Below are 23,051 nucleotides of genomic sequence, written 5' to 3'. Positions count from 1 at the left end.
CATATGAACGACTTCATTCACGACTACGTCCGCATCGACGGCCAGCGCCTCCATTGCGTCATCGCGGGTACCGGCAACGGCAAGCCCGTGCTGCTGATCCCCGGCTGGCCGCAGACCTGGTATGCGTGGCGCCACGTGATGGCGGCGCTGGCCGCCAGCGGCTACCAGGCCATCGCCATCGATCCGCCGGGCAGCGGTCATTCGGACCGCCCGGCCGGCGGCTATGACACGGGTGCCGTGGCGGCCACCTTGCATCGCGCCATGCTGGCCCTGGGCCATGCGCAGTACGACGTCGTCGGCCATGACATCGGCATGTGGGTCGGCTATGCGCTGGCCAGCGATTTCCCGCAAGCCGTGACGAAACTGGCGCTGACGGAAGCCGTCATTCCCGGCCTGGCACCCGCGCCGCCGATTTTTGTCGCGCCGTCCGACAACATCTTCCTGTGGCACTTCATGTTCAACCAGGTGCTGGACTTGCCGGAAATGCTCACGGCGGGCAAGGAGCGCGAGTACATCCGCTTCATTTTCGACCGCTGGTCGTACCGCCGCGACAAGGTGGCCGTCGACGTGTATGCGGACGCCTACGCCACGCCGGGCGCCCTGCGCGCCGGCTTCGCCTACTACCGCGCCATCCCCGAAACCATCAAGCAAAACCTCGAGCGGGCCAAGCGCAGCCTGGCCATGCCGGTGCTGGCCATCGGCGCCGACCATGCGACCAACGACGCGCCGCTGCTGACCATGCAGGGCAAGGCGGACAATCTGCAAGGCGCCATCGTCGCCGAATGCGGCCACTTCATCATGGAAGAACAGCCGGAAGAGTTCATTGCCCATTTGCTGCCCTTCCTGGCAGGAGAGCCAGCGTGAGTCTCGATCCGCTGATCGCCGCCTGGCTGGAGGAAACAAAGGATGCGCCGCCGCCCGCCTCGCTGGCAGACTTGCGCGCATCCACGGAAACGGGACTGCGCCAGCTGCACGGGCCACTGGAAGACGTCACGGCCATCAAGGATTACGTGCTGCCGGGCGAGCACGCACTGACCGTGCGCGCCTATGTACCGGCCGGCGCGCAGGCGGGCCAGCCCTTGCCGGCCATCGTCTTTGCGCATGGCGGTGGATGGTGTCTGTGCTCGCTGGACCTGTACGACAATCCGTGCCGCGCGCTGGCCAATGCCACCGGCTGCGTGATCGTTTCCGTCGACTACCGGCTGGCGCCCGAGCACAAGTTTCCCGTGCCGCTAGCCGATTTTTACCGGGCGCTATGCTGGGTGGCGGAGCACGCCGCGGCGCTGGGCATCGACGTGAGGCGGCTGGCCGTGGGCGGCGACAGCGCGGGTGGCAACCTGGCCGCGGCGGCGGCGCTGATGGCGCGCGACCAGGCCGGGCCCGCACTGGCGCACCAGCTGCTGCTGTATCCGGCGCTCGATTTTGCCTTCGACACAGCTTCGTATCAACGCCATGCGGAAGGCTTTTCGCTGACGCGGGAAGCCATGCGTTTTTGCTGGTCGGCCTACCTGAACGAGCCGGCCGACGGCATGCAGCCTTATGCCGCGCCGCTGCGGGCAGCTTCGCTCAAGGACTTGCCGCCGGCGACCGTGCTCGTATGCGAATACGACCCGCTGCATGACGAAGGCGTCGCGTATGCGCAGCGCTTGCGCGACGATGGCGTGGAGGCCGAATGCGTGCAGCTCGACGGCATGATCCATGCGGCTATGCACATGGCGGGCTTGACGCCAGCAGCGCGGCGATTGTTCGACGTGGCGGGCCACGCGATGCGAACAGCGCTGGCAATGTAAGAAAAATCCGCCGCCGGGGATGGCTCCACGGCGGCGGCCTGCTGCGCCGGCATCACGGCGTCTCCAATAGCCATGGTGTTCTCTTCCGCCGCATATCGTCTTGTTTGGCGATGCTCAGGCGACAAGCGCCGAAACGCTTGCGTACGTCAATTTTTCAGACATTTCTCCCGCACCATTCATGCACCGCACCATTTCGCTGTGCGAACGAATGTTTCACAAAACGGTTGACACGCACAATTTGGCTAGGCAAACTGGTTTCCAGGGAGCCTGAAAATGAATGCAAATATGACCAATATTCAGACCGCGGCAGATCCGGAACTCATCGTCTTCGGCGATGACGAGGAAGGCAAGGACCGCCAGTTCGTCAACGCGCTGGCGCGCGGACTGGAAGTGCTCCGTTGCTTTCGCCCCGGCGAAGTCTATCTGTCGAACGCGGACATGGCCAAGCGCACGGGCATCCCGAAACCGACGATTTCGCGCCTGACCTACACCCTCACCAAACTCGCTTACCTCAATTATTCGGACAGCCTGGGAAAATACCAGCTGGGCGCCGGCGTGCTGGCCCTTGGCTACCGCATGCTGTCGAATCTCGACGTGCGCAAGATGGCGCGCCCGCTGATGGAGGAACTGGCGGAACACGCGCAGGCGTCAGTCTCGCTGGGCACGCGCGACCGCCTCAGCATGGTCTACGTGGAAACGTGCCGCAGCAGCGCCAACGTCACCTTGCGCCTCGACGTAGGCTCACGCATTCCGCTGATGACGACGGCCATGGGCAAGGCCCTGCTGTGCATCCTGCCGCAGGCCGAACGCGACTACCTGATGGACCACGCCAGGGTGCACGAGACGGAACGCTGGCCCCGCATCAAGGCCGGCATCGAACAAGGCTTCAAGGATTACCAGGACCGGGGTTTTTGCATCTCGGCCGGCGAGTGGCAGAACGATGTGCATGCCGTGGGCGTGCCCATGCTGGGCGCCGATGGCGAACAGGTGATGGCCTTCAATTGCGGCGGCCCCGCCTTTTTGCTGTCGCGCGAAAAACTCGAATCGGACCTGGGACCGCGCCTGGTGGCCCTCGTCAAGACAGTGGAAAAAAACCTGGGCCGCGGTTAGACTGCGCGCCCCCTCTCAACGACAGCTCAAATCTAAGCGCCGAGGAAACCGATGATACGCGACGAAGAAACCCTGAACATCCTGCTCGACAGCATCGCCCGTTTCGTGCGCGAAGTGCTGGTGCCGAACGAGGCGCTGGTGGCCGAGACCGACACGATACCGCCGGCCATCGTGGCGCAGATGCGCGAACTGGGCCTGTTCGGCCTGTCGATTCCGGAAGCGTACGGCGGCCTGGAACTGAGCATGGAAGAGGAAGTGCGCGTCGCTTTCGAGATCGCCCGTACCTCGCCCGCCTTCCGCTCGCTGATCGGCACCAACAACGGCATCGGCTCGCAAGGCATCGTCATCGACGGCACGGAAGCGCAGAAACAATACTATCTGCCCAAGCTGGCGGCCGGCGAGATCATCGGCTCCTTCGCCCTGACGGAAGCGGGTTCCGGTTCCGATGCGGCCTCGCTGCGCACGACGGCCGTGCGCGATGGCGACTTTTATATCCTCAACGGCAGCAAGCGCTATATCACCAACGCGCCCGAAGCGAGCATTTTTACCGTCATGGCCCGCACGGACCCCGTCAAGCGCGGTGCCTCGGCCATTTCCGCCTTCATCGTGGAAAAGGATACGCCGGGCCTTTCCTTGGGCAAGATCGACAAGAAGATGGGCCAGCAAGGCGCGCATACCTGCGATGTCATCTTTGAAAACTGCCGTGTCCCGGCCGCGAATATCATCGGCGGCAAGGAGGGCGTGGGTTTTAAAACAGCTATGAAGGTGCTCGACAAGGGGCGTTTGCACATCGCCGCCGTCTGCGTGGGGGCGGCCGAACGCATGCTGGCCGATGCCCTCGCCTACGCCATGGAGCGCCAGCAGTTCGGCCAGCCCATCGCGGAATTCCAGCTGATCCAGGCCATGCTGGCCGACAGCAAGGCCGAGATTTATGCGGCGCGCAGCATGGTACTCGACGCGGCGCGCCGGCGCGACAACAAGGAAGACATTTCGACGGAAGCGTCGTGCTGCAAGCTGTTCGCCTCCGAAATGTGCGGCCGCGTGGCCGACCGCTCCGTGCAGATCCACGGCGGCGCCGGCTACATCAGCGAATACGCGGCCGAGCGCTTCTACCGCGACGTGCGCCTGTTCCGCATTTATGAGGGCACGACGCAGATCCAGCAAATCGTCATCGCCCGCAACATGATCAAGGCAGCGCAAAAGTGAAGGAGGCCGCGATGGACATCCCCGCCCTGCTGGCCGGCTTGCCGGCGCGCCTGTCGGCCATCCCCGCCTATTGGGCGGTGCACGCGCCCGATGCGCCGGCGCTGCATGAAGGTGGCCGCCACTGGACTTACGCGCAGCTGCAGCACAGTGTGGAACATGCGGCGCTGCAGCTGCGCCAGCTGGACGTGCGCGCCGGCGACCGCCTGATGGTGGTGGGCGAAAATGGCGCGCTGCAGGTGGCGCTGATCTTCGCGGCCGCCAGCATCGACGCGTGGATCGTCAACGTCAATGCCCGCCTGTCGGCGCGCGAAATCGACACCATCGCCACGCACAGTTCCGCGCGGCGCGTGCTGTTCCTGGCCGGCGCCTCGCCGGAAGCGGCCGTCCATGCGGCGCGGCGCGGCGCCAGCGCCGTCACCGTCGATGGTATGGGCGAGCTGCTGGCAGGTGAATTGAACGCGGCAGCCATCGCGGAAGACACGGTACCCGGCAACGAACAGGTGGCCGCGCTGATCTACACGACGGGCACGACGGGGCAGTCGAAAGGCGTGATGCTCACGCACCGCAACCTGCTGTTCATCGCCGCCGTCTCCAGCACCTTGCGGGGCTTGACCCGCAACGACCGCGCCTACGGCGTGCTGCCGATTTCGCACGTGTACGGCCTGGCCTCGGTGGCGCTGGGCACGCTGTATGCGGGCGCCGCCTTATATCTGGTGCCGCGCTTTTCCGTCGATGGCCTGCTCTCGGCCTTGAAGGACGATGGCTTGACCATCGTGCAGGGCGTGCCGGCCATGTACGCCAAGCTGCTGCAAACCCTGGGCGGGGCAAATACGCCGCTGCCCACGCGGCTGCGCTTTGCGTATGCGGGCGGCTCGCCGCTGGCGCCGTCGCTCAAGCACGAGGTGGAAAAACTGCTGGGCACCGCGCTGCACAATGGCTACGGCATGACGGAAAGCGCGCCCACCATCAGCCAGACCCGGCTCGATGCGCCGCGCCATGACAGTTCCGTCGGCATGCCGATCCCCGGCGTGGAAGTGCGCGTGGTGGACGTCGCCGGCACGGATGTAGCGCCGGGCGAGCCGGGAGAATTGTGGATACGCGGGCCGAACATCATGGCCGGCTACTACCGCGAACCGGCCATGACGGCAGCCGCCATGCGCGACGGCGGCTGGCTCAATACGGGCGACATGGCGCGCCAGGATCCCGACGGCGCGCTGTTCATCGTGGGACGCACCAAGGAACTGATCATCCGCTCCGGCTTCAATGTGTATCCGCTGGAAGTGGAAACGGCCCTGAACGCCCACCCGTCCGTGGTGCAGTCGGCCGTGGTGGGACGCACCCTGGACGACGGCAACGAGGACGTCATCGCCTACGTGGAACTGGACCCGCGCCAGCCCGCCAGCGTGGCACAATTGCAGGCATGGCTGGCGCAGACGCTGTCGCCGTACAAGTGCCCGTCTTCCATCATCGTCATGGAAGCGCTGCCGGCCGCCGCCACGGGCAAGATTTTAAAGGGGCAGCTGCGGCAAATGGCGCAGAATACCCTGTGAATTAACCCTGCTGTACCAGACCCGACAATAAAACCAAGCCACATCACCGGAGGAGACACGATGAAACGCACCTACACACGCATCGCCATGGCAGCGCTGGTTGCCAGCGCCTGGATGGCGCAGGCCAGCGCCGACGAATTCCTGGTCGGCGCGGAAATCCCGCTGACGGGCAACCTGGCGCGGGTCGGCGCCGGCATGCAGGAAGGGATCATGGTCGCGGCCGAGGTATTCAACAAGACCAACGGCAAGCACACGATCAAGATCATCACCGTCGACGATGAATCAGCACCCGCCAAGGCCATCGCCGCCGTGGAAAAGCTGGCCAGCCAGGGCGTGGTGGCCATCACGGGCGGCTACGGCTCGAACAATATCTCGCCCGCCTCGGACACGGCCAACAAACTGGGCCTCGTCTACATCACTTCGGGCGGCGTGGACGACAGCCTGGTGACCAGCGGACGCAAGAATTTTTTCCGCATCAATAACACGGCCGGCTACGAAAAAGCCATGCTGGGATTGCTGCAGGACGTGGGCGCCAAGTCCGTCTCCATCGTGTATTCGACCAAGGACGCCACCACGGGCCTGGCGAAAGACGTGGAAAAAGCCCTGGCCGCCAAGGGCGTGAAAGTGACGACGCACTCGTTCGACCCGGCCATTACCGACTTCAAGCCCATCATCAACAAGATCAAGCTGCAGGACAAATCGGAAGTCGTGGCCATGGTCGGCTACGAAAACGATTACGTGGGCATCATCCGCGCCGCGCGCGTGCTCAAACCGAAGATCAAGGCCATGGTGGGCGTGTGGTCGCTGGCCACGCCGAAGATGGCGGCCGACTTCCCCGACCTGATGCCGAACGTGTTCGGCACGGCACTACTGCCCTTCCCCACGGAATTCAAGACAGCCGACGGCAAGGCCTTCAGCGACGCCTACAAGCAGCTGTACAAGAAGGAGCCGGACTACCTGGGCCAGTTCGGCTATGTGCAATCGATGCTGCTGTTCGAAGCGATCGCGCGCGCGGCCGACAAGGGCACGCTCAAGAAAGGCGGCGTAGCCGAGGAAATGCGCAAGACGGACCGCGAAACCTTGATCGGCCGCGTGCAGTTTGCCGCCAACGGCGACAACCAGAATTTCGTGCACCGCATGGCGCAGCACCAGGACAAGAAAGTGGTGATCGTCTGGCCGAAGGAACACGCGACGGGCAAGCTGGCCTATCCCGCCCTGCCCTGGTAAACGGCAGCCTCCCGCTGCACACGCGCGCGGCCGCACGGACGCGCACCGATGAACGGCCGCCCTGGCGCATCTTCAAGATGCGCCAGGGCGGCCTGACGGGATGACGACATGACAGAATTAATCTTGCAAGCCCTGTATTCGGGCTTGCTGCAGGGCGGCTCCTACGCCCTGATCGCACTGGGACTGGCGCTGGTCTTCGGCACCATGAAAGTGATCAACCTGGCGCACGGTGAGCTGGTACTGCTGGCAGCCTACATCGCCTACAGCGTGGAATCAGGCCTGGGACTCGGTCCCATGTTCGCCATTCCCATCGCGCTGGTGATCGTCAGCCTCACGTCCGTGGGCGTGTACCTGATCGTCAGCCGCATCAAGAAAGACCGCGAAATCAATTCGCTGATCCTCACCTACGGCATCGGCGTGATCCTCACCAATTTCATCCTGCTCGTATGGAAGGCGGACATCCGTTCGACGTCGTCGAGCTGGCTGCAGGAAGGCATCGAGATCGGCCCGTTTTTCAGCATGCGCAGCGAAGTGATTTTCTTTGGCGTCAGCCTGGTGCTGATGGCGGCCCTGTGGCGCTGGCTGTCGACCAGCTGGTATGGCCGCGCCGTGCGCGCCGTTTCCAGCAACCGCGACGCGGCCAAGCTGATGGGCATTGACCCGGGCCGCACGGAACTCGTGTCCTTTTTAGTCGCCGGCATCCTGGCCGCCTTCGCCGGCGTCGCCCTGTTCAGCTATGGCGTAATCCAGCCGGCCTACGGCGGCGCGCTGACCGTGAAAGCCTTCATCATCACGGTATTGGCCGGCATCGGTTCCATTCCCGGCGTGCTGCTGGCCGCCGTGCTGCTGGGCGTGGCCGAAGCCTTGACCGTCACCCTGGCCAGCTCCGCGCTGCAGGAATTGTCGGGCATGGTGCTGTTCCTGCTGGTGCTGTTCATCATGCCGAACGGCTTGTTCGGCGCACAACGGAGGCGCGGATGAAGCGCTCGACTTTGATTTCCACGGCGGGCCTGCTGCTGGCCGCCTATATCGCCGTGCCGCTGGCCCTGGGCGCCAACCAGTACGTGATGAGCATGGTGGTGGCGGCCCTGGTCATCGGCGGCGTGGCCATGTCCTGGGCCCTGCTGGGTAACTTGGGCGGCATGGTCAGCTTCGGCCATGCGGCCTTCTTCGGCGTGGGCGCATATGTTTCCGCGCTGGCCACCGTGAAACTGGGCCTGCCCGTGTTTGCCGCCATGCTGCTGGGCGGCGCGGGCGCGGCCATCGCCGCCGTCATCATGCTGCCCGTGCTGCGCCTGCGCGGGCCGTATTTTGCGCTGGCCATCCTCGCCTACGCCCACATCTTCCGCATCCTGGCCACGGAATGGAGCTCGGTGACGGGCGGCGCCGGCGGCATCAACAATATTCCCACCTTGCCCACCGTCTTCGGCTTCGATCTGGCCAGCAAGACGGGCGCCTACCTGGTCGTGCTGACCCTGGTGGTGGCGTGCGCGTTTGCCTACAGCCGCATCCGCGCCAGCCACTACGGCATCGCCCTGCGCGCCATGCACGACAGCGAAGACGCCACGCGCGTCGTCGGCGTCAACAGCACCTTGCTGAAAGGCGCGATGCTGCTCGTGTCGGCCTTCATGGCTGGCCTGTTCGGCGCCTTCAACGCCCACTACATCAACTTCCTGGAACCGGACTACGCCTTCAACAGCCTGTGGGTGACCTTGCCGATCGTGGCGGCCATCTTCGGCGGCTACCGTACGATACTCGGCCCCGTGCTGGGCGCCGTGGTGGTCTACCTGGTCGACCAGCTGATTTTCAAGTCGCTGATCCCCACGGGCCACCAGCTGGTGCTGGGCGTGCTGCTGGTGGCGATGATCGTCTTCAGTCCGAACGGCTTGCTGCCGCTGCTACGCAAGACGTTCAAAGCGAAGGAGAAAGCACATGCTTGAACTCGATAATGTGTCCGTGCGCTTCGGCGGCCTGACGGCCGTCGATTCCGTCACCTTGAAAGTGGCCAGCCACGACGTGATCGGCCTGGTGGGCGCGAATGGCGCCGGCAAGACCACCCTGTTCAATGCGATCTCGGGCCTCGTGCGCCCCACCAGCGGCGGCATCCGCTTCGAGGGGCGCGACATCATGGCCACGCCCATGTACCAGCGCGCTCGCCTGGGGCTGGGCCGCACCTTCCAGATTCCGCAACCGATGCATGAATTGACGGTGCGCGAGAACCTCGTCGTGGCGCAGCGCTTCGGCACGGGCAAGGTGGACCAGCGCAAGATCGATGAAATCCTCGATTTCACGAGCCTGGCGGACAAGGCCGAGCGCGACGCGGCCAGCGAACTGGCGCTGACGGAATTGAAAGCGCTGGAAGTGGCCAAGGCGCTGGCGACGAACCCGAAACTGCTGCTGCTCGACGAAGTGCTGGCGGGCCTGGAAACGAACGGCAAGCGCCGCTTCATGGGCATGCTGAAGGACTTGCACGCGGCCTTTGGCGTGGGCATCGTCATGATCGAGCACGACATCGAAACCATCAGCAATCTGTGCCAGCGCGTAGCCGTGCTCAATTTTGGCCAGCTGATCGCCGACGGCACGCCCGACGCCGTCTTCCGCGACCCGGCCGTCATCGAAAGCTATACAGGGGCAGCCCATGCTTAAAATTGAAAACCTGCGCGCCGGCTATGGCGCCATCAATGTGCTGTGGGATGTGTCGCTGGCTATCCAGAAGGGCAAGCTGACCACCATCATCGGCCCGAACGGGGCCGGCAAGACGACCCTGCTGCGCGCCATCATGGGCTTGCTGCCCGTGGGCGCGGGCAGCATCGCGCTCGATGGCAGGCCCATCAACGGCACGCCGACGTGGAAGATGAGCGATGCGAGGGTGACGATGATACCCGAGGGGCGCATGACGTTCCGCGACATGAGCGTGGAAGAAAACCTGATCATGGGCGCGTTTCCGAAAGAGCACCGCAGCTACATGCCGGCGCGCCTGGCCGAAGCCTACGCCATGTTCCCGCGCCTGCACGAACGGCGCAAGCAGCTGGCCGGCTCGCTCTCCGGCGGCGAGGCGCAGATGCTGGCGATGGCGCGGGGCCTGATGTCGGACCCGTCGCTCTTGATCATCGACGAGCCATCGCTGGGCCTGGCGCCGCTGGTGGTCAACGAACTGTTCGAGATCCTCGCGCGCCTGAACGACGGCAAGCGCACCATCATCCTCGTGGAACAAAACACGGCGCGGGCCGTGGGCGTGGCCGATCACGTCTACCTGATGCAAAGCGGTAAGGTGGCGCTGTCGCAAAAAGCCGATGAGGTCGACCTCGAGCACCTGCACGAACTGTATTTTGCGCGCTGAGCGATATCGGCCGCACGCGGCCGCCATCAGTCCTCGTCGTCGGCCAGTTTGCCAAACGCCAGCAGGGCACTCTTGTCGAGTCCGCTCGTCACGAAAGGATCGTCGGCGGGGAAGCGGCCCGTATCGGCCAGCATGCGCAGCTTGCTCAAGCGCTCGCCCAGTGCCAGCGCTTGCGCCTGCGGATCGGCATCGGCCTGCCCCACCTGTCCGATCGCGCGGGTCACGGACTGGGGAAACTCCCACAATTCGGCGATCCGCACCGACAGGATGCGCGCTTGCGCAAACACCTGGGCAATGAAGGCGTCCGATTGCGGAAAGACATCGGGCGCATGCATCTGGTCGATCAGCCGGAACGCCACCACCAGGCCGACATTGGCCATCAGTCCCGCGAGATAGGCATCGAAGGCGTTGGCATGCATGGCCGGCGCGACCAGGCTGGCCGCCAGCGCACATTTCTCGGACTGGCGCCAGATCAGCGGTGCCGTGCGCACGGTCAGCCCGCCGCTTTGCATGCTGACGATGGGACGGAAGGCGACGCGGGCGAGCAGCATGCGCATGCCGTTTTGCCCGAGCAGCATGATGGCGCCTTCCATATTGCTGATCGACGGGCTGGCGTTATAGCGCGACTGGTAGCAGGGCCGGTTCGCTTCGCGGTAGACCTCGGCGACCAGCAGCACGTCCTGGGCCAGCTGGGCCGACAGCTTGGCCGCGCTCATGTTTTCATCTTGCAAGGTACGCATCAACTGCGGAATGATGGCCGGAATGCGCGGTACCAGCGCAGCGCCAGCGATCGGTTCACGGGTCAGGCGCGCCAATTCGTCCAGAATCTGCTGTTCGGTCTCATCCGGCGCCTGCGCCGCACTCGCGGCCGCCAGCCAGCGGTAGTACATGGCATCGATTTCGGTGATGGTGGCTGGCTGCCGTGCCGCCTCGGCAGCCGCCGCTGCCGCGACTGCCGCAGGCTTGCTTTTTTCGTCGCCGCCGTTCAGTAATTTTCCTATCCAGCCCATATTGCTATCCAAGCCCTATCTGCATCACTATCGCGCAATCCGCTCCATGATTTTACTTGATGATGGCAGCGCTGGTGCGGCTGGCGTGAGCGCTTTGTCCATCTGCCGCAACATGCTAAAGTGGCATTGAATGCCCCTGCCCTGCCCGACAAGCGATCCATCATGAACAATCCACTTGCGCACTACCTCACCAGCCAGGCGTACAACAACGGCTGGGCCAACCACCGCCTGTTGAAGGCGTGCGGCCAGCTGACCCAGGCCGAATTCCAGGCCACGCGCGTCAGCTTTTTTCCCACCATCCAGTTCACCCTGAACCACATCCTCACATGCGACTGGTTTTATCTCGATGCGCTCGAGCGCGAGCTGCGCGGCGAAGCACCGCATGCCGACTGCTACGTCTTCTTTGAACACGATGAACCGTTCACCGATTGCGCGGCCCTGCATGCAGCGCAGCGCGCGTCGGACCTGCGTCTGATCGCCCATTGCCGCAGCCTGTGCGATGCGGACCTGGCGCGGCCCGTGACGATATTGCGCGACACGCCGCAAGTCGACACGCGCCAGCGCCTGCTGGCACACCTGTTCCAGCACCAGATCCACCACCGGGGGCAAGTGCATGCCATGCTGGCCGGCACGCGCATCGCGCCGCCCCAGCTCGATGAATTCTATTGCGCCGGCGAGGCAAGCGAGCGGGCGCAGGATTTCCTGGAACTGGGCTGGACGGAAGACGACGTCTGGGGACCGCGCTGAGTTATTCCTCGGCGTGGCAGCAGACGCACAGCTTGTTGCCGTCGAGGTCGCGGAAATAGGCGCCATAGTAATGGGCGTGGTAATGCGGGCGCAAACCGGGCGGCCCTTCGCACGCGGCGCCCAGCGCCAGCACGGCCTGGTAGCAGCGGTCCACCTGCGCACGGCTGGCGGCCAGCAAGGCCGTCATCTGCCCATTGCCAGGCGCGGCGGGCAAGCCGTCATGCGGCGCCGTCAGCACGAACAGGGGCCGCGGCACATCCTTCGCCATCCAGCCTGCCCAGGGCTTGGCCGGGTCATGAAATTTTTCGATCAGACCGAGTTCTCCCAGCAGGGCCGCATAGAAAGCGTAGGCGCGGGGAAAGTCGTTGGTGCCGAGGCAGATATGGGACAGCATGCTGCTCCTTCTTGAGTTCAAACGGGTGTGCGGCGCAATGCGCCAGCTGATTATAATGGCGCAACGGTTTCCGACACGCTCCCATGCCAGACCTCGACCGCCTTCAGCTGCACCCGCCCTCCAGCGCCGACCTTCCCGCTTTGCTGGCCTTCGAACTGGACAACCGCGCGTATTTTGAACACTGGGTCACGGCCCGCGCGCCGTCCTACTATCACCAGGAAGCCATCGCCGCCGCCATCGAGCAGGCGCAGCGCGAACGCGAACAGGACCGCGCCTACCAATACCTGGCCAAGCTGGACGGGCAAATCATCGGCAGGGTCAACCTGACGGGCGTCACGCGCCCCTATTTCAACAAGGCAGCGCTCGGTTACCGCATCGGCGAACGGTTCGGCGGACGCGGCTACGCCACGCGCGTGGTGGCCCTGCTGCTGGACGAAGCGTTTGGCGCGCTGGACCTGTGGCGCCTGGAAGCGACGGCGCGGCCGCAAAACCTGGGCTCGGTCGCCGTCATGCAGCGCAACGGCTTTCATCAGTATGGCAAGTCGGAACAAGCCATGTTTTTCCAGAATGCCTGGTCGGACTTGCTGTATTTTGAGCGGCGCAACACGCAAACCATGGCCTGAGATGCCGCATTTTTCCGGCAGCAACGCGACTTTTATCCTATCAGGGGCGACTTTGTCACAGCGCAAAGCTGCACCATGATGGACTGATAACGTCAAGGCTCGGGAATCTTCCCAACCTTGCCAAGTCCAACATGAAACTGCGGCTACGCCTGTTCGAACATGTGCTGCTGGTGCTGGCCTTGGCCATCGTCATCTTTGCCGCCGCCATCGTGCTGGCGCGCATGACACAGTGGGCGGAAGCGCGGGAGCTGCCCGCCTATCTCGTGCAGGGCATGCACCTGGTGGGCAAGGTGCTGTTTTTCCTGGACGGCTGCATCGTCATCGCCGTCAGCAGCATCCTGGCCGCCCGGCTGTTCCGCATGCTCACCAAGGAGGATTTATGAACGATCTTCACTACCTGCTGACGCTCCGGCATCCGCGCCGCTTCTGGTGCAGCGCCATCGTCATCGCCGTGGCCTCGGCCATCGTGCTGGGCCCTTGGCTCGACAGCATTCCATGGCTGGTGGCCATCCCCTTCGTGGGTGGCGGCTTGCTGGTGGCGCTCGGTGAGCTGTGGGATGACATGCATGGCAAGCGCCTGCACAATGGCGACGATACGCAGTCACCATGCCGCCATCCTTGAAACCGGCATGGTGATGCGTGCACGCAACAGCAGTCATACCATGCCTGCCATTTGCCTGCGCAGTGCGCCTATTTAAGACTGGCTTCAGCCTCGCCGTGCATCGTGAACAGGTCGCCAGCAGCCATGGCGTTTCCCTTCACCATCACGGGCACAGCCCAGCGAAAGAGCCGACATGAGCACATGGATGCGCGCCAACAAAGGTTTTTTGATGTTTCTCCTGCTGTTCGGCGTGTTCCGCACGGCCGTGGCGGACTGGAATCCCATACCGTCGGCATCCATGCGCCCCAATCTGCTCGAGGGCGACGTGGTCTTCGTCAACCGCCTCGCCTTCAACCTGAAAGTGCCGCTCACCGATATCGTGCTGCAGCGCCTGGGGGAACCGCAACGGGGCGACATCGTCACCTTTTCCTCGCCGAAAGACGGCACGCGATTGATCAAGCGCATCATCGCCCTGCCCGGCGACACGGTGGAAATGCGCAATGAACAGCTGGTCATCAATGGCCAGCCCGCCCAGTACACGGCGCTCGACACGGCGCCTGAAACCATCGCCCACGTGGGCCAGCTGACGGCGCAGCGCATCAGCGAACGCAACCAGACGGAACAGCACCGCATCCAGGTCTTGCCGCAAATCGCAGGCGCGGCCCGCAGCTTCGCCCCCGTGACGGTGCCGGCCGACCATTTCCTCATGCTGGGCGATAACCGCGACAACAGCGCCGATTCGCGCTACTTCGGTTTCGTGCCCCGCGCATTGCTGATTGGCAAGGCCGAGCGCATCCTTGTCTCGGCCAATATCCAAGAGCATTGGCAGCCGCGGCTGCAGCGTTTCGGCATGAAACTGGAGTAATCGCCGTCCCGTGCAACAGCGCCATGCTTTTCGGTTAGCATGGCGCATCATGCAAAACTTTTCCTCAGCCAGCCTGCAGCCAGCCAGTCAGCACTACGCTCTCGATCAACTGGCCCAGTTCCTGCAGCGCCATCCCGACGTGTTGCTGCTGACGGGCGCCGGCATCAGCACGGCGTCCGGCATACCGGCCTACCGCGACACGGAAGGCGTACGGCGCGGCAATGCGCCCGTGCAAGGACCCGATTTTCGCCGCCAGGAAGCCGTGCGCCGCCGCTACTGGGCGCGCAGCATGGTGGGCTGGCCGACCCTGGCGCGCGCCACGCCGAATCCCGGCCACCTGGCCATCGCGCAACTGGCCCAGCGCCAGAGAATAGGCGGCCTGATCACGCAAAACGTCGATGGCCTGCATCAGCAAGCCGGCAGCGCCGCCGTCACGGAGTTGCACGGCAGCATACATGGCGTCGTCTGCCTCGATTGCCGGGCCCGCCACACGCGCCGCCTGATCCAGGAGCAACTCGAACGCGACAATCCCCAACTGCTGGGCGCCACGGCCACGCCGGCGCCCGATGGCGACGCCTTGCTCGAGCCGTCCCAGCTGGCCATTTTCCACGTGCCGGTCTGTCCCCGCTGCGGTGGCACCTTGCAGCCCGACGTGGTGTTTTTCGGCGATGGCGTGCCCGCCGCCTGTGCGGCCGAGGCCGAAAGCAAGATGCACACGGCCAGCGCCCTGCTGGTGGTGGGCTCGTCCGTGATGGTGTATTCGAGCTTTCGCCTGTGCCGCATGGCGGCCGAAACGGGCAAGCCCGTGGCCGCCATCAACATGGGCAAGACGCGCGCCGACCATTTGCTGGCATTCAAGGCCGATGCCCCGGCACAAGACATCTTGCCTGCATTAGCGGCCATGCTGGGCTGATCCCGTGCCGGCCCCGCGCCGCTCTGGCTATACTGTGGCATTAACGAGGAGAATTCATGCTGGAACTGTTGAGTGAACACGCCTGTTTTGGCGGCGTACAACGCTTTTATCGCCACGACGCGCAAGCCATCGGCTTGCCCATGCGTTTCTCGGCCTTCATTCCCGACACGGCGCCGGGCGCCACGGTCACCACCAGGCGCCCCGCCCTGTTTTACCTGGCGGGCCTGACCTGCACGGAAGAAACGTTCATGATCAAGGGCGGCGCGCAGCGCGTGGCGGCCGAGGAAGGCTTGATCCTGATCGCCCCCGACACCAGCCCCCGTGGCGCGAACATCGCGGGCGAAAGCGACTCCTGGGATTTCGGCGCGGGCGCCGGCTTTTACGTGGACGCCACCGAGGCGCCATGGAGCAGCCACTACCGCATGTACAGCTACCTGCTGGAACTGCACGCCCTGCTGGAGCAGGAACTGGCGATCGATGCGCAACGCACGGGCATTTTCGGCCATTCGATGGGCGGCCATGGCGCACTGGTGCTGGCCTTGCGCAACCCGGAACTGTTCCGCTCAGTATCCGCCTTCGCCCCCATCGCCGCACCGAGCCAATGTCCATGGGGCAAGAAAGCATTCACGGGCTACCTGGGCGGTGATGCCGCCAGCTGGCAGCAGTACGACGCCAGCGCGCTGATGCGCGGCCTGCAGGGCCAGCCGCCGCTGTTCCCCGAAGGCATCTTGATCGACCAGGGCCTGGCCGACAAATTCCTGCCCGAACAACTGCACCCCGATGTCTTCGAAGCGGCGTGCCGCGACGCCGGCCAGCCATTACGGCTGCGCCGCCATGCCGGCTACGACCACGGCTATTACTTCATCGCCAGCTTCATGGAAGAGCACGTGCGCTTCCATGCGAGGAATCTGCGCGCCATATAGGCGCCAGTGAAACATGTCACAGTGCCAGGACTATGGAAATTTTCGATACGGGCGAGGCGCGTGGAAAAACTCAGTCCTTGCCGCTGCCGAACACGGCGACAGAAAATTCGATGAAGCTGCGCAGCTTCGGTGTCATCTGGCGGTCTGGCGCATACAGCAAGTGCAGAGGCCTGTCAGGGGCCCGGTATTTCGGCAACACGCGCACCAGCCTGCCTGCCGCGATGTCGGCTTCCAGCAATTCCGCCGGCTGCAGCATGACACCCATGCTGGCGCGGGCGGCCATCAGGAGGGCCTCGCCGCTGTCGATCATCAGGCGGCCCGTTACCGGCACCGTCACCGGGCCGTCCGGACCGTCGAAGCTCCAGTGGCTGCGCAACTCCGTGTAGGCAAAGCCCAGGCATTCGTGGCTGGCCAGGTCCATTGGCGAGATGATGGGCGGGTGTGACGCCAGATAGGCGGGCGAAGCGCAGAGAATCAGCCGGTACGGCGCCAGGCGGCGGGCAATGCGGCTGCTGTCGGCCAGCTCGCCTACCCGGAACACGACGTCCGCCCCCTCCTCGATTGCATCGACATACCGGTTCGTGAGCGACACCTCGACCTGCACATCCGGGTAGGTCGCCATGTATTCGGTCAGGCGTGGCATCAAGGCGTGGATTCCGAAGGTGAGCGGGGCGTTGACGCGCAGGCGGCCGCTGGGACGGGCATGGCTCTCGGCGGCCAATCCCTCCGCAGCGGCCACCTCGGCCAAAATGACTTTCACCTTTTCGTAATAGCTTGCCCCGATTTCCGTTAAATGCTGGCGCCGCGTGGTGCGGTTGAGCAAGCGGATGCCCAAGTGCTGCTCCAAAGTCAGCACATGCTTGCCCACCAGCTGCGGCGACATGCGGAACACGTCGGCGGCAGCGGAAAAGGAGCCCAGCTCGACCGCCTTGGCAAACACGGTCATGCTCAGTAGTCGGTCCATCGCATCCACCCATTACAAACGCCACATTTCAAGTGACCAATTTTAATCGACATTTATCTTCTGGCGTTTATAGTCCAAAGTAGCGGCATTCTCTTTCCCGGGCATAAGCATGCACCGCTTTAATCGCTCCTCCGCAGACGGCCTTGCTTTGCCCTCGTACGCCGCCCCGGCCGGCGCGCCCCGCGCCCACCTGTCGGGCGAGGACGTCGTGTTCACCAATCCGATCGCCGGTCGGCCATCCATTTCAGATCGATCATTTCACCACCAGCGGCAGCATCAAGCCAGGCAGCACAAGTGCATACGCACCTTAAACCACTCATATCGTCGATAAAGGAGTATTACCATGACATCGGAAGCAAACAGGCTCACCATGCAGAAGTTTGTTGAGTTCATCAACACCGCCAGCCAGGCACTGGCTGACGAACTCATCTCGACAGACGCAATCTTTCACGTACCGGGAAGTCCGGAGCCCATGCGAGGGCCGGCTGGATATCTCGCCATCATCGCCATGATGCGTGAAGGCTTCCCCGACATCCAGTGGACCCTGGAAGAAATGGTGGCCGAAGGTGATAAAGTCGCCGCCCGGTTCATTATGCGCGGCACACATCAGGGAACGTTCTTCGGTGTGCCGCCTACCGGGAAGCAGATTGCGGTGCAAGCCATGAACCTCTACCGTCTGTCCGACGGCAAGTTCGTCGAGGAGCGCGGCCAGCCCGACATGCTTGGCTTATTACAGCAAATCGGTGCCGTGCCGTCGCATTGAGCAGCCATAAGTGCTGCTCTGTCCCACTACTGCGCCGTACTGGTATGCCCGTTGAAATGGCGCGTGTACCAGTCCGTTGCCAGCAGCGCCGCCTGGTGGCGCGTGTCGGGGCCGCTGGGCGCGGCGATCTGTTCCAATTGCTTGTCGCAACGCAAGGTGGCAAATGCCATGCGGTTCAAGCCGGCCACGTCGGGGTCGCGTCCGCCCACGATCAGCAACGATGGCACCCGCACGTTTTCCAGCGCCGCCTTGCCGGCCATTTCCACCTGGCCATCGCAGACGGCCAGCGCAGCGATTTCCGCGCTGCGCCAGGCCGCCAGCTGCATCACGACGGCCGCGCTGGTGCCATAGCCATACAAGCCGCAGGGCAAGCGCCGCGTGGATGGGTCCACTTGCAGCCAGCCCAGGGCTTTTTCCAATTGACGCGCCAGCAGCACGATATCGCTGCGCACGAAATAAGCGTGGCCATTGCTGCCGCCGCCAGGCTCGACACCGCCCTGGTCGAAGCGCAAGGTGGCGATGCCCGCTCGCAAAAAATCCTGGGAGGTGGCGTGGCTGGAAGCGCCCAGATAGTCGCTATCGGCGCCCGCACCGTGGGCAAACAGGACGATGCCCACGGGCCGCTCGGGCATTTCAAGCACGCCTTCCATTTGAAGTTCATCGGCCGTGATGCTGACAAATTGTTCTTGCATGGCTGCCTCCGCTATCGAGCTGGAATGACGCTGACATCAAGCTGAAATCACGCTGCTAATGCGCTGATCGGCAAGCATCAGTGTACCAGCCTGCGCCAGTTCTCGCGCGGCGCACGTCAAATTCTCCACGCGCCCGCATCAGACAGCGCCGTGCCGGTCCAGCCCCTTGAGCACGGCTTCCGGGCGGATCGGCAAATGCCGCACGCGCGAGGCCACGGCGGCAAAGATGGCGTTGCCGATCGCTGGCGCCACGGCCGTCGTGGGCGGCTCGCCCATGCCCGTCGATGTTTGCGTGCTGGCAACAAATTCGATGTCGAGCTCGGGCACGTCGGCCATGCGCAGGGGTGTGTAGGTATTCAGGTTGGTATCCTTCACCTGGCCGTTGAGGAAAGCCGTGCCTTCATGCAAGGCCATGCTCACGCCCCACAGGGCGCCCCCTTCCGCCTGCGCCAGCGCGCCATCGGGGTCGACGATGCTGCCCGCGTCGATGACCATGAACAGCTTTTCGACTTTCACCATGCAAGTGCTGCGGTCCACTTTCACTCTGGCAATGCAGGCCGTCCAGGTCGGCATGTCGCGTTCCTGGCCAAACGTGGCGGCAATGCCCAGGCCCGTGTCGGGCGGCATGGCCGTGCCCCAGCCTGCCTTGTCCGCCACGCGCCGCAGCACATGGGCCAGGCGCGCGGCGCCGCCGACGGCGTTCGGCGCGCTGCCCGCATTGCGCCCGGTGGCCTGCAACAGCGACAAACGGAACGCCAGCGGATCGACCTTGGCCGCCTGCGCCGCCTCGTCCATGAAACTTTCCACAGCCCAATTCGTCCAGCCGGGCCCCACGGAACGCAGCCAGCCGGGGCGAAAACTGCTGTTGGCCAGGTCGTTCGACACGGCCCGCACGCGCTGCGCACCCACCGAATACCAGTGGTCGGCGCCGGCGATGGCGAACGGGTCATACGGATGGCCCTGTTTATCCTTGGCCAGGAAAGCGGGGATCATCGCTTGCGTGGGCCAGCCCGCGCTCGCTTCGTGCACCATCGCAGACACCTTGCCGGCATCATCGAACGCCATGCGCACGTGCTGCACGGACGGCGAACGGGGCGAATCGAAACGGGCGTCGTCGGCCCGCGTGCATATCATCTTGACGGGCCGCCCCACGGCTTGCGCCGCCAGCGCGGCCGGCACGCAATAATCGCCATTCAGGCGCCGCCCGAAACCGCCACCGAGCAGATAGGTGTGCAGCATGACATGGCTCTCGGGCACCTTCAACGCCTGCGCCAGCACGGGCAGTATCAACGATTGCCACTGGTTGCCCGCATGAATGTGCCAGACGCCGTCGATTTCCTGCGCCAGGGCATTGACGGGTTCCAGCTGGAAATGCAGCACAGTACTGGCCGTGTAGTGGCGTTCCAGCTGCAGGCTGGCATCGTTGAACGCTTGCTCCACGCCATCATCATCGACGACGCGGGCGCCCAGGCTGGCATCGGCCAGCTGCTTGGTGGCGTAGTTGACAATATCCTGCTCCGCCACGTGGGCCGCCGCGCCAGCCCGCCATTTGACTTGCACAAGCTCGGCCGCGCGCATGGCGGCCGCATACGTTTCGGCCACCACCATGACCCAGCCGGGTACCGTGCCGCTGGGATCCTGCAAGGCGACACGACGCAGATAACCTTGCACCTTTTTCGCGTCCGTATCATCGATGGACACCACTTTCGCGCCGTAGCGGGTCGGCGGGATCTTCGGGCGCGCAAACAGCATGCCCTCGACTTCCGCATCGATGCCGTACACGGCCGTGCCATTGATTTTCGCGGGGATATCGAGCGCCTGCACGTGCTGGCCGATCAGGCTGCGCTGCGGCGGCGTTTTCAGCACGATGGCTTTCAGTTGCTCGGGCGTGTACTGGCGCGCCAGCTTGCCACGGCGCACGATGTCGCCATAGCTGATCGAGCGCCCGCGGCCATGCACGACGCCCAGCCTCGCGTGGCAGGCGGACACGGGCACGCGCAGCAGGCGCGCGCCCTCCTCGACCAGCGCAAGGCGCCCGGCCGCGCCGGCACGGCTGAGCGGGTCGAAATTCTGCCAGACGGACCAGCTGCCGCCCGTCACCATCAAGCCCCATTTCGGGTCCGTGTCCACGTAATGCAAGCGTACTTTGCTCCAGTCCGCTTCAAGCTCCTCGGCCACGATGCGCGCCAGGGCCGTGCCGATGTGCTGGCCCATTTCCGCCTTGGCGATGTTGACGGTGACGATGCCGTCGCGGCCGATCTGGAACCAGATGCCGGGATCGAACACGGGCGCAACGCTTTGCTTAGACTGCATGGGCGCCGCCTTGCCTGCGGCCAGGGTGCTGTCGGCGCGCAAGAAGGCCAAAGTAAATCCCGTGCCGGCGGCGGCGATCAGGAAACCGCGCCGGCCTAGCGCGCTGGGGCGGGCAACTGAATTTTCTTTCGGTAACTTAAACACCGGGCGCCTCCTGCATGCCGGCCGCCAGTTTGATCGCCTTGCGGATGCGCACATACGCCATGCAGCGGCACAGGTTGCCGCTCATGACGGCGTCGATATTCGCATCGGTCGGCTGCGGGTAATCTTTCAGCAGGGTGGCCGCCTGCATGATCTGGCCCGACTGGCAATAGCCGCACTGGGGCGCCTGCGTGGCGAGCCACGCCCGCTGCAACGGGTGCGTGCCATCGGGCGACAGGCCTTCGATGGTGGTGATGGCGCAGCCGGCCACGGCGGCAATCGGCGTGATGCACGAGCGCATGGCGCGGCCATCCACGTGCACGGTGCAGGCGCCGCACATGCCGATGCCGCAGCCAAACTTCGTGCCTTTTAATTTCACTTCGTCGCGCAGCACCCACAGCAGGGGCGTCTCGGCGTCAACCTCGGTGCCGAAGGGCTGGCCATTCACGGTCATGTTGTACATAGAGTCTTTCAGTAATTACTTGCCAGCGCGGGCGCGGGCCACGGCCGCTTCCAGATTCGTCCAGGCCGGCTGGTGGCTGCGGCTGCGGCGCAAATAGGCGGCCAGCTGGGCCACGTCGTTGTCCGTCAGCGAGGCGGCAAAGCCGGGCATCAGCACGCCGGGCATGGCTTCGTCCTTGCTCAAGCCGTGCAGGATCACCTGGATCAGGTTGGCGGGATCGGGCGCGCTGACGGCGCTGTTCAGGCTCAGTTCCGGCCGCAGCGCCGCAGGCTTGCCATCGCTGTTCGAGTGGCACGACGCGCAGGCGGCCACGTACAGGCTGGCGCCACGGTCGTTGTCGACCAGGCTGACGCGCTGCGAACGCTTGATGCCGGCTTTTACCACGGTATCGGTATCGACCTGGCGTTGTTCGGCCCCGGCCACGCCCGCAAAATACACGGACAAGGCGCGGATATCGCTATCGGACGAAGCACCCATGCCTTCGTGCACGACCGCCGACATCGGCCCGGCCGCCACGCCGTGCAGGGACGTCGCCCCCGTGCGCAAAAAGGCGTACAGCTCGTCCTGCGTCCACGGCAGAGGGGCCGTGTTGGCGCTGGTCAAGGCCGGCGCATACCAGTGGTCGATGGGCGCACCCAGATAGGATGAGCCGGCAAGTTCGGCGCCCAGCGCATTGCGCGGCGTGTGGCAGGCGGCGCAATGGGCCAGGCCTTCGGCCAGGTAGCGGCCCCGGTTCCAGTCCAGGCCTTGCGCGGGATTGAGTTGATAGCTGGCCGGCTTGAAGAACAGCAGCTTCCAGCCTGCCTGCAGCGGCCGCAAGTTCAGGGGGAAAGGCACGCTGTTGGCGGGCGCCACCGCATACACGGGCGGGCGCGTCATGAAATACGCGTACAAGGCCGTCAGGTCCGCATCCGAGACGAGGTTGAAATGGGTGTACGGAAAGACGGGATACAGATGGGCACCATCGCGGCCCACGCCTTCGCGCATGGCCCGCTGGAAGGCGGCCAGCGACCAGCGGCCGATGCCCGTTTGCCGGTCAGGCGTGATATTCGTCGCATAGATGGTGCCGAACGGCGTGGCCAGGCCGTGGCCGCCCGCGTACTCGGCGCCGCCCTTGGCCGTATGGCAGGCGGCGCAATTGCCCATGCCGGCCAGGATGCGGCCCCGCTCCACCACTTGCGGGGAAAATGCCGTGACGGCAGGGGGATCGATGGGCGCCAGCGCGGGTCGCCAGTAATACAGATACGCGGCCAGGGCCGCCACGATGAGCAATGCCAGCGACAGCAGCAAGCCGGTGAAGATTTTCTTGAGCAAAACAGGAGTCCGGTAAAAGGCCAGGCACGCGCCTGCCGCGCACGGACGGCGGCAGCAGGGCAGATTGTGGCAATGAATGGGAGAATCTTACCGCGATTGTGA

25 protein-coding genes are annotated in these 23,051 nt (G+C 64.4%); 18 read left to right on the top strand and 7 right to left on the bottom strand.

Annotated features, from left to right (window positions below; genetic code table 11):
- Positions 1-3: 3 nt before the first annotated feature.
- The 10 genes from AC4BCN_RS12030 to AC4BCN_RS11985 all read left to right on the top strand — a co-directional run bounded on the left by AC4BCN_RS12030 (position 4) and on the right by AC4BCN_RS11985 (position 10,223).
- Complete coding sequence (locus tag AC4BCN_RS12030; RefSeq protein WP_128139731.1) at positions 4-864, top strand: alpha/beta fold hydrolase; 861 nt, start codon at positions 4-6, stop codon at positions 862-864.
- Positions 861-1,790, top strand: coding sequence for an alpha/beta hydrolase (locus tag AC4BCN_RS12025; RefSeq protein WP_490493383.1), 930 nt, complete (start codon positions 861-863; stop codon positions 1,788-1,790). Before AC4BCN_RS12030 ends, AC4BCN_RS12025 begins: the two co-directional genes overlap by 4 nt.
- Before the next feature lie 285 nt (positions 1,791-2,075).
- Positions 2,076-2,900 carry an IclR family transcriptional regulator gene (locus tag AC4BCN_RS12020; RefSeq protein WP_490493382.1) on the top strand — a complete coding sequence of 275 codons (825 nt, stop codon included), beginning with the start codon at positions 2,076-2,078 and terminating at the stop codon, positions 2,898-2,900.
- Between the two features lie 51 nt (positions 2,901-2,951).
- Positions 2,952-4,106 (top strand): acyl-CoA dehydrogenase family protein, encoded by a 1,155-nt coding sequence (locus tag AC4BCN_RS12015; protein WP_034782861.1) that lies wholly within the window; start codon positions 2,952-2,954, stop codon positions 4,104-4,106.
- Between the two features lie 11 nt (positions 4,107-4,117).
- Positions 4,118-5,656 (top strand): class I adenylate-forming enzyme family protein, encoded by a 1,539-nt coding sequence (locus AC4BCN_RS12010; RefSeq protein ID WP_490493381.1) that lies wholly within the window; start codon positions 4,118-4,120, stop codon positions 5,654-5,656.
- Between the two features lie 60 nt (positions 5,657-5,716).
- Positions 5,717-6,883: an ABC transporter substrate-binding protein gene (locus AC4BCN_RS12005; protein WP_139092453.1), complete on the top strand. Its 1,167-nt coding sequence runs from the start codon at positions 5,717-5,719 to the stop codon at positions 6,881-6,883.
- Positions 6,884-6,991: 108 nt separating this feature from the next.
- Positions 6,992-7,864, top strand: a complete 873-nt coding sequence (locus AC4BCN_RS12000; RefSeq protein ID WP_034757323.1) for a branched-chain amino acid ABC transporter permease — start codon at positions 6,992-6,994, stop codon at positions 7,862-7,864.
- Positions 7,861-8,823: a branched-chain amino acid ABC transporter permease gene (locus tag AC4BCN_RS11995; protein ID WP_128139737.1), complete on the top strand. Its 963-nt coding sequence runs from the start codon at positions 7,861-7,863 to the stop codon at positions 8,821-8,823. Before AC4BCN_RS12000 ends, AC4BCN_RS11995 begins: the two co-directional genes overlap by 4 nt.
- Entirely contained in the window at positions 8,816-9,529 is a 714-nt protein-coding gene (locus AC4BCN_RS11990; protein WP_456149301.1) for an ABC transporter ATP-binding protein, read from the top strand. Before AC4BCN_RS11995 ends, AC4BCN_RS11990 begins: the two co-directional genes overlap by 8 nt.
- Complete coding sequence (locus AC4BCN_RS11985; RefSeq protein ID WP_128139739.1) at positions 9,522-10,223, top strand: ABC transporter ATP-binding protein; 702 nt, start codon at positions 9,522-9,524, stop codon at positions 10,221-10,223. The genes AC4BCN_RS11990 and AC4BCN_RS11985 overlap by 8 nt, the downstream gene beginning before the upstream one ends.
- A 26-nt stretch (positions 10,224-10,249) precedes the next feature.
- Here AC4BCN_RS11985 and AC4BCN_RS11980 read toward each other — a convergent pair whose 3' ends face one another.
- Complete coding sequence (locus AC4BCN_RS11980) at positions 10,250-11,245, bottom strand: HDOD domain-containing protein (protein ID WP_456149300.1); 996 nt, start codon at positions 11,243-11,245, stop codon at positions 10,250-10,252.
- Positions 11,246-11,395: 150 nt separating this feature from the next.
- On the opposite strand from AC4BCN_RS11980, the gene AC4BCN_RS11975 reads away from it, so the two are divergent.
- Entirely contained in the window at positions 11,396-11,980 is a 585-nt protein-coding gene (locus AC4BCN_RS11975) for a DinB family protein (protein WP_128139740.1), read from the top strand.
- Position 11,981: 1 nt separating this feature from the next.
- Here AC4BCN_RS11975 and AC4BCN_RS11970 read toward each other — a convergent pair whose 3' ends face one another.
- Positions 11,982-12,374: a VOC family protein gene (locus tag AC4BCN_RS11970; RefSeq protein ID WP_139092346.1), complete on the bottom strand. Its 393-nt coding sequence runs from the start codon at positions 12,372-12,374 to the stop codon at positions 11,982-11,984.
- Positions 12,375-12,457: 83 nt separating this feature from the next.
- On the opposite strand from AC4BCN_RS11970, the gene AC4BCN_RS11965 reads away from it, so the two are divergent.
- The 6 genes from AC4BCN_RS11965 (at position 12,458) to fghA (ending at position 16,299) form a co-directional block, all read left to right on the top strand.
- Positions 12,458-12,997: a GNAT family N-acetyltransferase gene (locus AC4BCN_RS11965; protein ID WP_338681850.1), complete on the top strand. Its 540-nt coding sequence runs from the start codon at positions 12,458-12,460 to the stop codon at positions 12,995-12,997.
- A 131-nt stretch (positions 12,998-13,128) separates the two neighbouring features.
- Positions 13,129-13,380: a hypothetical protein gene (locus tag AC4BCN_RS11960; protein ID WP_338681848.1), complete on the top strand. Its 252-nt coding sequence runs from the start codon at positions 13,129-13,131 to the stop codon at positions 13,378-13,380.
- Positions 13,377-13,619 carry a hypothetical protein gene (locus AC4BCN_RS11955; protein ID WP_070304326.1) on the top strand — a complete coding sequence of 81 codons (243 nt, stop codon included), beginning with the start codon at positions 13,377-13,379 and terminating at the stop codon, positions 13,617-13,619. The genes AC4BCN_RS11960 and AC4BCN_RS11955 overlap by 4 nt, the downstream gene beginning before the upstream one ends.
- A 172-nt stretch (positions 13,620-13,791) precedes the next feature.
- The gene (gene lepB / locus AC4BCN_RS11950) at positions 13,792-14,463 is read left to right on the top strand and encodes a signal peptidase I (RefSeq protein WP_070304325.1); all 672 of its coding nucleotides are present in this window, start codon (positions 13,792-13,794) and stop codon (positions 14,461-14,463) included.
- Positions 14,464-14,512: 49 nt separating this feature from the next.
- A complete protein-coding gene (locus AC4BCN_RS11945) occupies positions 14,513-15,376 on the top strand; it encodes an NAD-dependent protein deacetylase (RefSeq protein WP_338681847.1) in 864 nt (287 codons plus the stop codon).
- A 56-nt stretch (positions 15,377-15,432) separates the two neighbouring features.
- Complete coding sequence (gene fghA, locus AC4BCN_RS11940; protein WP_338681845.1) at positions 15,433-16,299, top strand: S-formylglutathione hydrolase; 867 nt, start codon at positions 15,433-15,435, stop codon at positions 16,297-16,299.
- 70 nt (positions 16,300-16,369) lie between these two features.
- Here fghA and AC4BCN_RS11935 read toward each other — a convergent pair whose 3' ends face one another.
- On the bottom strand, positions 16,370-17,263 hold the full coding sequence (locus AC4BCN_RS11935) for a LysR family transcriptional regulator (protein ID WP_072454659.1): 894 nt from the start codon (positions 17,261-17,263) through the stop codon (positions 16,370-16,372).
- A gap of 343 nt (positions 17,264-17,606) precedes the next feature.
- Here AC4BCN_RS11935 and AC4BCN_RS11930 point away from each other — a divergent pair, with 343 nt between their 5' ends.
- Positions 17,607-18,026 carry an ester cyclase gene (locus AC4BCN_RS11930; RefSeq protein WP_072454661.1) on the top strand — a complete coding sequence of 140 codons (420 nt, stop codon included), beginning with the start codon at positions 17,607-17,609 and terminating at the stop codon, positions 18,024-18,026.
- Between the two features lie 26 nt (positions 18,027-18,052).
- Here AC4BCN_RS11930 and AC4BCN_RS11925 read toward each other — a convergent pair whose 3' ends face one another.
- The 4 genes from AC4BCN_RS11925 to AC4BCN_RS11910 all read right to left on the bottom strand — a co-directional run bounded on the left by AC4BCN_RS11925 (position 18,053) and on the right by AC4BCN_RS11910 (position 22,949).
- Positions 18,053-18,718 carry a dienelactone hydrolase family protein gene (locus AC4BCN_RS11925; protein ID WP_490493380.1) on the bottom strand — a complete coding sequence of 222 codons (666 nt, stop codon included), beginning with the start codon at positions 18,716-18,718 and terminating at the stop codon, positions 18,053-18,055.
- A 138-nt stretch (positions 18,719-18,856) separates the two neighbouring features.
- Entirely contained in the window at positions 18,857-21,175 is a 2,319-nt protein-coding gene (locus AC4BCN_RS11920; protein WP_490493379.1) for a xanthine dehydrogenase family protein molybdopterin-binding subunit, read from the bottom strand.
- Positions 21,168-21,635, bottom strand: coding sequence for a (2Fe-2S)-binding protein (locus AC4BCN_RS11915; RefSeq protein ID WP_034757277.1), 468 nt, complete (start codon positions 21,633-21,635; stop codon positions 21,168-21,170). The genes AC4BCN_RS11920 and AC4BCN_RS11915 overlap by 8 nt, the downstream gene beginning before the upstream one ends.
- Before the next feature lie 15 nt (positions 21,636-21,650).
- Complete coding sequence (locus tag AC4BCN_RS11910) at positions 21,651-22,949, bottom strand: cytochrome c (RefSeq protein WP_490493378.1); 1,299 nt, start codon at positions 22,947-22,949, stop codon at positions 21,651-21,653.
- Between the last annotated feature and the right edge of the window lie 102 nt (positions 22,950-23,051).

Source organism: Janthinobacterium sp. Bl 1 (assembly GCF_058215535.1).
The sequence above is the reverse complement of the archived record's forward strand: the minus strand, read 5'-3'. Positions and strand labels throughout refer to the sequence as shown.

Bases quoted from the DNA above. Each gene is read 5' to 3' on its own strand.
- AC4BCN_RS12015 (WP_034782861.1), top strand. From the start codon at position 2,952: ATGATACGCGACGAAGAAACCCTGAACATCCTGCTCGACAGCATCGCC.
- lepB (WP_070304325.1), top strand. From the start codon at position 13,792: ATGAGCACATGGATGCGCGCCAACAAAGGTTTTTTGATGTTTCTCCTG.
- AC4BCN_RS11960 (WP_338681848.1), top strand. From the start codon at position 13,129: ATGAAACTGCGGCTACGCCTGTTCGAACATGTGCTGCTGGTGCTGGCC.
- AC4BCN_RS11985 (WP_128139739.1), top strand. From the start codon at position 9,522: ATGCTTAAAATTGAAAACCTGCGCGCCGGCTATGGCGCCATCAATGTG.
- AC4BCN_RS11955 (WP_070304326.1), top strand. From the start codon at position 13,377: ATGAACGATCTTCACTACCTGCTGACGCTCCGGCATCCGCGCCGCTTC.
- AC4BCN_RS12020 (WP_490493382.1), top strand. From the start codon at position 2,076: ATGACCAATATTCAGACCGCGGCAGATCCGGAACTCATCGTCTTCGGC.
- AC4BCN_RS11930 (WP_072454661.1), top strand. From the start codon at position 17,607: ATGACATCGGAAGCAAACAGGCTCACCATGCAGAAGTTTGTTGAGTTC.
- AC4BCN_RS11915 (WP_034757277.1), bottom strand. From the start codon at position 21,635: ATGTACAACATGACCGTGAATGGCCAGCCCTTCGGCACCGAGGTTGAC.
- AC4BCN_RS11990 (WP_456149301.1), top strand. From the start codon at position 8,816: ATGCTTGAACTCGATAATGTGTCCGTGCGCTTCGGCGGCCTGACGGCC.
- AC4BCN_RS11935 (WP_072454659.1), bottom strand. From the start codon at position 17,263: ATGGACCGACTACTGAGCATGACCGTGTTTGCCAAGGCGGTCGAGCTG.
- AC4BCN_RS12000 (WP_034757323.1), top strand. From the start codon at position 6,992: ATGACAGAATTAATCTTGCAAGCCCTGTATTCGGGCTTGCTGCAGGGC.
- AC4BCN_RS11975 (WP_128139740.1), top strand. From the start codon at position 11,396: ATGAACAATCCACTTGCGCACTACCTCACCAGCCAGGCGTACAACAAC.
- AC4BCN_RS11965 (WP_338681850.1), top strand. From the start codon at position 12,458: ATGCCAGACCTCGACCGCCTTCAGCTGCACCCGCCCTCCAGCGCCGAC.
- AC4BCN_RS11970 (WP_139092346.1), bottom strand. From the start codon at position 12,374: ATGCTGTCCCATATCTGCCTCGGCACCAACGACTTTCCCCGCGCCTAC.
- AC4BCN_RS11945 (WP_338681847.1), top strand. From the start codon at position 14,513: ATGCAAAACTTTTCCTCAGCCAGCCTGCAGCCAGCCAGTCAGCACTAC.
- AC4BCN_RS12030 (WP_128139731.1), top strand. From the start codon at position 4: ATGAACGACTTCATTCACGACTACGTCCGCATCGACGGCCAGCGCCTC.
- AC4BCN_RS11995 (WP_128139737.1), top strand. From the start codon at position 7,861: ATGAAGCGCTCGACTTTGATTTCCACGGCGGGCCTGCTGCTGGCCGCC.
- AC4BCN_RS12010 (WP_490493381.1), top strand. From the start codon at position 4,118: ATGGACATCCCCGCCCTGCTGGCCGGCTTGCCGGCGCGCCTGTCGGCC.
- fghA (WP_338681845.1), top strand. From the start codon at position 15,433: ATGCTGGAACTGTTGAGTGAACACGCCTGTTTTGGCGGCGTACAACGC.
- AC4BCN_RS11925 (WP_490493380.1), bottom strand. From the start codon at position 18,718: ATGCAAGAACAATTTGTCAGCATCACGGCCGATGAACTTCAAATGGAA.
- AC4BCN_RS12005 (WP_139092453.1), top strand. From the start codon at position 5,717: ATGAAACGCACCTACACACGCATCGCCATGGCAGCGCTGGTTGCCAGC.